This is a genomic window from Deltaproteobacteria bacterium (genome assembly GCA_009692615.1).
Lineage (GTDB): Bacteria > Desulfobacterota > Binatia > UBA9968 > UBA9968 > DP-20.
Genome location: SHYW01000163.1, coordinates 1 through 8637, shown reverse-complemented (window position 1 = coordinate 8637; position 8637 = coordinate 1). Strand labels below are relative to the sequence as shown.

Below are 8637 nucleotides of genomic sequence, written 5' to 3'. Positions count from 1 at the left end.
CGGCAACCATACCTGAGCAAAATACCAAGTCGCCAAACACCGCGGCATTGCAGTTCCATTCGCGCGGATTGATTCGTTGAATGTCCATAATTCGTTCTCCTTCAAGTTAGGCATTAGGCAACAGTAAGACAATCGGAAGGCCGTCATAACTATTGCCTAATGCCTGTTACCTCTTGCCTAGATTGCTGGTCTTTTTTTGTACCACTTCAACTGCTGTTGATAAGCGTAACCCGCGCGCAGCACCGACACCTCGTCAAAGGCTTTGCCGACCAACTGTAACGAGATCGGCAGACTATTTTCTGAAAATCCGCACGGCACGGATAACGTCGGCAGGCCGGTTAAATTGAACGGTCCGTGATATTCCGGCTGGACATGCTTGTATAAAGTATCGATGGCACCGACGTCTTTAACCAGCGGCGCCGGGCCGGCTTGATTGGGCAGCGCCAGGCAATTCACACGCTGAAAAACTTCGGCGAGTTCGGCGCGGCAGCGGCCGCGGATACGCTGGGCTTGAATATAATCCGCCGAGCCGGTGAGCAGACCGAGATATATCCGCGCGCGCCGCTGCGCCGCGCCATTTGCCAACACCCAGGCCGCGTCGCCTTTGTGCGCCGCCCAGAACTCGTTGTAGTAAATCACCGCATTGGCGATGGTCGCCAGATGCAGCGTCGGCGTCTTCACTGTTTCGATCTTCGCGCCCATGGATTGCAATACTGCGATCGCTTCATCGACGCGCTTTAAGACGATCGCATCCGTGCGTGGCGCGCAGGCGTCGATGTAATCCCGCGGCACACCGATAGTCATACCTTTGACGTCGTCGCGTAGCGCGCTGGTGTAATCGACCAGCGGCGCCTCGCTGCAAGTCGGATCGTTGACATCGTGGCCGGCGATGGCGTTGAGCATATGCGCCAAGTCTTCGACTGCCCTTGCCATCGGCCCGCAGTGATCGAGCGACCAACTGAGCGGCGCCAGGCCGTGGCGGCTGACCCGGCCGTAGGTGGCTTTCAAACCGGCGATACCGCAAAACGCCGACGGATTGCGAATCGATCCCGCGGTGTCTTCGCCGAGAGCGCCGAGACAAAGTCCGCCCGCCACCGCGGCGCCCGCGCCGGTGCTCGAACCGCCGGTGATATGATCCGTGTTCCAGGGATTGCGCGGCAACGGCAGGTCGCCGGGCAGACTGCTCATGTGCAATTTGCCGAGCAGCACGGCGCCGGCTTCGCGCAACTTACGCACCGCCGTGGCATCGCCGACGCCTTCGGTGAATTGGCGCACCCGCGCCGGCAAGCCGGCGACATCCAACTGATCTTTCACGGCGAAGGGAATGCCGTGCATCGGCCCGCGCCAGTTCCCTTTGGCGATCTCCGCTTCGGCGCTCTTCGCTTCACTGAGCGCGCTGTCGGACAGTAAATCGATGTACGCATGCAGTTTATCATCGACCGCGGCGATGCGATCGAGCACCGCGCGGGTCAACTCCACCGGCGAAAGCTTACGCCCGCGAATCAATTGCTGCGCTTCATCGATCGATAAATAGTAAAGCGGTTTTTCTGCGACGGCCATGACGCCCCCTTCCTAAACCAACGCCCAATCAGCGCGAATCACGCAAAAGAGATTTTCCGGCGATTCCGACAAATGACTACTGACCACCGACTTCCGACTCACTTCCCCGTCCACTCCGGCCGGAACACCGGAGCCAATTCTTCCGCACCCAAGTTCACCGAGTGCAGCTGTTTGAGATTTTCCATGTAGAGTTCGATAATCTCGTTGAACTGTTCCAGGTCGCCGGCCTTGGGCACCAAGCCTTCGCGCTCCAGCACCGCTTTTAGATTTTGCTCGATGAGTTTGTTCATCTGTTTCCCCTCTCGAACGGGCGACCGCCGGTCGCCCCTACAAAGAATATTAGAAATGACCACACTTCGCCCACGCGATCATTGTTTCGCTTCCGGTGCCGGCGGCACGCCGGGTACCACCGGTAGCGGCACCTGATTTTTCACCGCCGGAATCGTCCGCAGGTATGCGTAGATCGCCTTGATATCGTCGTCGGTCATTGATTTGAAGAATTGCCAAGGCATCGGCGGCAGAATCTCGCGCCCGTTGGGCTGCCCTTGATGCTTGCCGGTGCGCAGCGCTTGAATAAAACTTTCCTCGCTCCATTCGGCGATGCCGGTCTCTTTGTCGGGAGTTAAATTGATAGCGAAACTCACGCCCCAGGGTCCGGCCCATGCGGTCAGCATCGGATTGGTCAGTGCCACGGCGTTGCGCTGCTTCATGTCGTCGGGCGTCCAAGTTGGAAACGGCGCTTTCTCCGGATGACCGGAGAGCAAATGTTTTTCATCGAGAACCGGTTTGCCGCCCGGACCCTCGATCTTCGGCGTATGACAATCATGACAGACGGCGATGGTGACCAAATACTTGCCGCGCTCGACTGGAGTCGGCGCGGTAGGCGGCTTTTCCCCGCACCCCACCGTCGCCAACAAAGCGCCGATTAGAAAAATTTTAATACCGTTAAACATTTCCCTCTGGACCGCCACCCCAGGGCGAATATTATTCGCCCCTACAAGATTAATTTTTTTGTGCCTTTTGCGCTTTTTGCGGCCAACCATCCGAATCCTAAATTTTTCACGACTATCTCGGCTGCGTAATCACATCGACCACCGCCGGTTTGCCGCTAGCCACGATCGCGATCGCTTTGTCGAGGGCCGCGCCGAGTTCCGCCGGGTCGGTGATCGGCCCGAAGGCATCGACGCTGAACGCCCGCGCGATGGCGCACAGATCCGGCGCCGGATCTTCGATGCGGATGCCGATGCCCTTGTTCTCCACCGGCCGGTTGCGCGCCCGCGCCATGCGCTCCTGATGTTCTTCGTCGTTGTAGTAGGAACGATTATTGAGCACCACCACGAGCAAAGGAATCTGATATTTCGCCGCGGTCCACAGCGCATTCGATGTCATCAAGAAATCGCCGTCGCCGAGAATGCTGACGCACAGCCGGCCGCTCTCTTTGAAACCGAGGGCCGAACCGATGGAGGAGGGCAGACCGTAACCGACGCCCCCGCCGCGCCCGCCGCCCATGCCGTGGGCCGGCTCGCTCACTTCGATCACTTCGCGCCAGCGCCGTCCATGCGCCGAGACCAGCGCCCAGGATTTCCCCTGCACGCGCTGATTGATCTCGCTGAAGAAGCGCGCCTGAGAGATCGGCTTTTCATCCCAAGTTTTCTTGATCCACTCGGCGCTTTTCTTGCGCGTCTCGTGATAAATGGCTTCAACCTTGGCGCGCCGTTCTTGCACTTGCTTGGCGGAATTGGGGATCGCCGCCAAACGCTCGCGCACCTGTTGGAGCAACGGCGGCAACGCCACCGAGGTGTCCGCCGCGATCGGCACATGCACCGGTAAGAGCCACATGTTGTCGCTCACCCAACTCTGCCGTTCGAGATCGAGCTGGGTGATGTGAATCACTTTGCATGAAGGCGACACGATCGGCGCAAACGTTCCGCGTTCTCGCACTGACGGTCCCAGCGGCACGCCCAAGCTGGGCACATCCAAGGCGAGAACCACATCGGCATTTTGCAATGCGTCTTCGCGCGCGTTGGTGAGATTCAAAGGATGAGTACTGGGAAAAGCATAACGGCCGTCGGTATCCACCACCGGCGCGCCCAACGCTTCCGCCAAGTCGAGCATCGGCGGCAGCGATTTGGGATTCTTCGCCAACTCGCCGGCGACGATGGCCGGCCACTGCGCCTCGGCGAGCAAACGCGCCGCTGTCTTCAACGATTCCGGATTCGCCGCCGCGCCCGCCGGCGGACGAAACAGCTGCGCGTGGGGCACCACCATCGGCTTGTTGATCTTGGCTTCCTGCACGTCGCTGTCGAGACAAATATAAACCGGCCCCTTGGGCTCGGTCATGGCGATGCGATACGCTTTCAAGAACGACTCGGCGACGCCGTCGACGGTCGTCGGCTGGTCGTCGAACTTGACATACTCGCGCACGGCCAATCCTTGGACATTCGCCGTGTGCACCCAATCGGTGGAGCGCCGTTGTGTGGAATCCTGCGGCCCACCGCCGCCGAGATTAAAAATCGGCGTGCGGTCGCACCAGGCATTGAAGATCGCCATGCTCGCGTGCTGCAAGCCGACGACGTTGTGCAATCCCGTCGCCATGATCTCGCCGGTGGCGCGCGCGTAGCCGTTGGCGATCGCCACGGCGATCTCTTCATGCGTGCACATGATCATCTCCGGCCCCTTGCCGGGCTCGAAGTTGACCATCGAGTCATGAAAGCCGCGGTAGCTCGCGCCGGGATTGAGCGCGATATATTTAATCCCCAACTCACGCAGCACTTCGAGCATCAAGTCCGAGCCATACTGCGCATTGCTCTTGCGGCCGATCCCCGCCGACCAAATTTCGCCGCCGCCTTTAGGTGTCTCTGCCATTGTTCCTCCGTCAATGAATTGCCAATTTGCCAGTGTAATCGAAACTGATTTTTCACCACGAAGGACACGAAGAGCACGAAGTTCGGAGAAATAATTTTCCGAACCCTTCGTGTCCTTCGTGGTGAGTCGTCTTTATCCTATCTGCCCAACCGATCCAACGTCTCGACGTAATCTTTCACGCCCTGCTCGACCGTGTACGCTGGCTCATAACCGATATTCCGCTTCGCAGCCGAGATATCGAAGATGCAGTAACTCTGTTTACTTCTGCCCAATTTGCTCGGCCCTGGACCGAGTTCAATTTTATGATTTGGAAATAGCTTCGCCGTGGCGTTCAAAAAATCACGCGGCGTACTCGCCTTGCCCGTGCCGATATTAAACGTCCACTCCTTCGGCGTCGGCGCTTTGAGACCAAGATAGACCGAGCGGCCAACATCGCCGACATAGACCGCATCGTTCAATTGATCGCCCCCCTGCGGGATCACCCACTTGGCGCCTTCGCGCGCGCGCTCGATCAATTGACCGTAGAACGACAGCGGCCCATGGCGCGCTTCTTTCCCCGGTCCATAGATCGACACGAAGCGCAGAGCGATGAACTCGATGCCATAGGTTTCGCGATAATATCTGCCGAGTTCTTCGCAACCGACTTTCATCGAGCCATAGAGATCGGCGGGCTGCTTGCGATAGTCTTCGTTCACGGGTTTATAGTTGGGCGGCCCTTCTTCACCATTGATTTCACCATAGGCCGCCTTCGAGCTCGTATAAACCACTCGCTTGACGCCCTTGGCGCGGGCGACTTCGAGAATATTGATAATGCCGTCGAAGCTGACACGAACCGCAAGCCGCGGGTTGGCTTCCGCCGGTTCCGGCATCAACGCCGCCAGATGGGCTATGTGCGTGACTTTGAAGTCATCGACGGCTTTTTCCAGAGCCGCCTGGTCGCAGATATCGCCGGTGACGATGTCGACTTGATTCTTGATGTCTTCGATCAAGGTGTAATCGACCCGGTTGTCCATCAATAGGGGACGCAAACCGTCGCGCACCATCAGTCGCGCGGTCACCGCACCGTTGACGCCCATGCCGCCCGTGATGAGAACCTTCATACCTTCAATCCTCCGTCGATCTCTTATCTTCTATTATCACTACGCTATCCATTGCAAAGGCTGGGGGCAGATTTTCCCTGGATTACATCCTCTCCCTCTGGGAGAGGATTGAGGTGAGGGCACGCATTCCAAGAGCCCTCACTCTAACTCTCTCCCGCAAGGGGAGAGAGAACCGAACAAAGCGTTCCAAGATCGCCATACCGGCCTGCGCCGGTATGACGGAATCAAACGATTGACGTCACGCCAACTATCTTGATGACTTGAAGATCCCTTCTTTCACCAACTCCACGCGGATCGAGTCGTCGACCATCCTTAATTCATCCGGCGTCACCGTCTTCGCTTTCTCGATGCGCACCGCGAGTTCTTTGACGACGAGATCGAGGGCGGAATTATCCGGCGGTTTCAACTCCGGCTCCATCACTCGCACCGACGAGCGATAGCCGGCCTCGGCAAGGTCATTGGGCAATTTGAATTGCTTCATCTGAAAGGCGATACCGTCCTGCGCCCGCTCGCGGTAGTGATTGAACGCCAAACCGAGGCCGCGCAGAAATCGTTTCACCAGCGGGCGATTTTCTTTCACGAAGGCGCGCGTGGTGATCACCGACTGCAACGGATAGGTGGTTTCGGATTCGGTCAAATCGGCGAGCTGTACCATGCCCATGGTGCGCACCGCGTGAGTGCTGGTCGGCGGGCCGAGCAAGGTCGCCTGCACCGCGTTGTTGAGCAACGCCGCCAGCCGTTCGCTCGGCCCGCCGATTTGAATGATCGACACGTCTTTGTCAGGGTCCAAACCCATCTTCGTCAACGACAACCGCACCAGCCACTCGGATGACGAACCGAACCGGCTGATCGCCACGCGTTTGCCCTTGAGCAGCGCCGGCGTCTTGATCTCGCCGCGCGCGACGATTTGATAGGGCAGCTTGTTGATCGTGCCGGCAACGATCACCATGTCGCCGCCGTTGATATTGAACTGCGGCACCACCGCGCTGGTGGTGACGATGATTTTCACCTGCCCCGAAGCCAAAGTCTGCGCCGACAAAGTGCCGCTGCTCATCAAGATATCTTCAACTTCGATATCCTGCTTGAGCAGAAACGGCTTGGCGAAAGAAATATACGGCGGCACGCTCGGCGAAAATCCGCCGGTGGCGACGCGCAGTTTCTCAGCGGCATGGCCGAGCGCACTCGCCAGCAAGAGAATCGCTAATGCGGTGATCAACTCGGCATTTCGCGATCGGGGTATGAACCCCGCTCGCGACCAAAGGGGATGCTCGCCCCCTTTGGAAACCCCATTTAGTTGTGCCCGCCGCAAGCAGCGGGGAATATTAGATTTAATCATTCCGTTTCGAATATCCATTACTCCAACACTCCCGTACTCCATCACTGCAAATCTTTTCGCTTCCGTCTTTCTATCCGCTTTTCCGCTCGCTTGTCTAGCGACGCGATTGACTTAGACTGCCCGCGCGAGTTAATCCAAGAAACATCCATCGTAATAAGGAGACGCCTATCATGAGCCAATGGCAACCACCTGAATTCATCGCGCGCGAACAGTGCATCAAAGACACCGACGAAGTTTTGGCCCTGCCCGACATCGCGATCAAGAGCACGGAAGATATTTTCCGCATCAATGTGCTCGGCATGGATTGGGACTTGGGCATGGTCGTGCACGAACCGGTGGACGCCGGGAAAATTCCCAGCGGCGCCGACGGCAAGAAGATCGGCTTTTTCCTGCTGCACGGCGGGTCGAGCGATTTCAAAGGAATCGAGCGCCATGCCAAACTGCTCGCCAGCAAATACGGCTGCCGGGTCATCGCCGGAACATTTCCCGGAAGATTTTATTTTCCCGATGCCAGCCGCGACTGGCCGGACGACACGATCCATGCCGACGGCACCGTGCGCACGCCGATCTGGAAGCAAGGCGAGCTGATCGGGCCGGATCAATACACCGTCGTCAAAGATCCGAGCAAGCGCAACCGCTACGGCACGCGGACATTGGCCAAAGCCAAGCCGGAAACGATTTTCTGGTATCGCATGGCCGCTTGGCCCGCAGCATTCGAAGCCGGCATGATTGAAGCCTGCGCGCGCCATTTTCCCGTCGGCGAATTTTCTATCTACGGTCAAGGCCATTCCACCGGCGGCCCGTTCATCTGCATGTTATCCCAGCGCATCCCCAACATGGCCGGCGTCTGCGCCACGGAACATTCGCCGTTCGGCTATCTTTGCTCTGGCCGCGACGTCTGGGGCGGCGAGCTCGGCAAGATCACCGGCTACGATAAGCCGGAAAAACAAGGCAAGCCGCGCAGCGACCCCTTCGACGAACTTTACATTCGCACCTGGCGCGACCTCGCCCGCTATCAAGGACCGGAAGCCCTCGGCCAGGAAGGACCGAGCGCGCTGATGCGCCTGCCGGCGATCATGGAAGATGTCCTCGACGCCTGGCAGCGAGGAAAAAATCGCCCGCAATTCAAAGCGGAATATCTGGTCACCCACGCAATCACCGGTTCCCTCGCCGACGGCGCGCGCGTCAGCGCGGCAAGAATGAAGATGAACAAAGACGAAACCGAAGCGCTGGTAAACCAATTCGTCGGCTATACCCGGGAAATGTCAGGACCTAACGTAAAACCGGTCCCGCCGTTTCTCTTCGAAATATCGAAAGACAGCCGTGACCACAGCCCGGAAGTTTACAACGAAGTGATCCTCCCCGGCTTCCGTGCCATGAAGCCCGCCCCCAAAATCGCCATCACCCGCTTCGGCGCCGGCGTGCACAGTTTCTGGAAAGCGGAGAAAGATCTGCCTGCGGGCATCGTGCCGTCGGTGATCAAAAGTTGGAAGGAAGCCGTGGTGGGCGGGTATTTTTTGTAAGAGGGCGTATGCAATACGCCCCTACAAGAGATTTCCGGCTAAAGAACCTCGTCGTTATGAGCTGTCAGGGTCGAATGCCGCCGAAGATAATTTCGATTCCGTCCGTAGCAACTGTCTTGAAAATCAAGTGGGCTGAAGAAAAGAATCAGACCAGCGAGTTTTATGCTTGATCATAGAATTGAGAATAGTGAGGAGCTTGCGCATGCAAGCGACCAGAGCAACTTTGAACAGTTTGCCCTTAGCTCTCAGCCGT

8 protein-coding genes are annotated in these 8637 nt (G+C 57.9%); 1 reads left to right on the top strand and 7 read right to left on the bottom strand.

Features of this window, described 5'->3' with window-relative positions; genetic code table 11:
• Positions 1 to 177: 177 nt before the first annotated feature.
• From EXR70_24165 to EXR70_24140, 6 genes are all read right to left on the bottom strand, one after another.
• On the bottom strand, positions 178 to 1560 hold the full coding sequence (locus EXR70_24165; protein MSP41592.1) for an amidase: 1383 nt from the start codon (positions 1558 to 1560) through the stop codon (positions 178 to 180).
• A 98-nt stretch (positions 1561 to 1658) separates the two neighbouring features.
• Positions 1659 to 1850, bottom strand: coding sequence for a hypothetical protein (locus EXR70_24160; protein ID MSP41591.1), 192 nt, complete (start codon positions 1848 to 1850; stop codon positions 1659 to 1661).
• A 78-nt stretch (positions 1851 to 1928) separates the two neighbouring features.
• On the bottom strand, positions 1929 to 2513 hold the full coding sequence (locus tag EXR70_24155; protein MSP41590.1) for a c-type cytochrome: 585 nt from the start codon (positions 2511 to 2513) through the stop codon (positions 1929 to 1931).
• Between the two features lie 112 nt (positions 2514 to 2625).
• Positions 2626 to 4425 carry a thiamine pyrophosphate-binding protein gene (locus EXR70_24150; GenBank protein MSP41589.1) on the bottom strand — a complete coding sequence of 600 codons (1800 nt, stop codon included), beginning with the start codon at positions 4423 to 4425 and terminating at the stop codon, positions 2626 to 2628.
• Positions 4426 to 4562: 137 nt separating this feature from the next.
• Positions 4563 to 5525, bottom strand: coding sequence for an NAD(P)-dependent oxidoreductase (locus EXR70_24145; protein MSP41588.1), 963 nt, complete (start codon positions 5523 to 5525; stop codon positions 4563 to 4565).
• A gap of 247 nt (positions 5526 to 5772) precedes the next feature.
• A complete protein-coding gene (locus EXR70_24140; protein MSP41587.1) occupies positions 5773 to 6903 on the bottom strand; it encodes an ABC transporter substrate-binding protein in 1131 nt (376 codons plus the stop codon).
• 128 nt (positions 6904 to 7031) lie between these two features.
• Between EXR70_24140 and EXR70_24135 the strand changes: the two genes are divergently transcribed.
• On the top strand, positions 7032 to 8384 hold the full coding sequence (locus EXR70_24135; GenBank protein MSP41586.1) for a hypothetical protein: 1353 nt from the start codon (positions 7032 to 7034) through the stop codon (positions 8382 to 8384).
• 123 nt (positions 8385 to 8507) lie between these two features.
• On the opposite strand, the gene EXR70_24130 is transcribed toward EXR70_24135, so the two are convergent.
• Positions 8508 to 8637: IS110 family transposase (locus EXR70_24130; GenBank protein MSP41585.1), on the bottom strand; the 130-nt coding region annotated here is incomplete at its 5' end.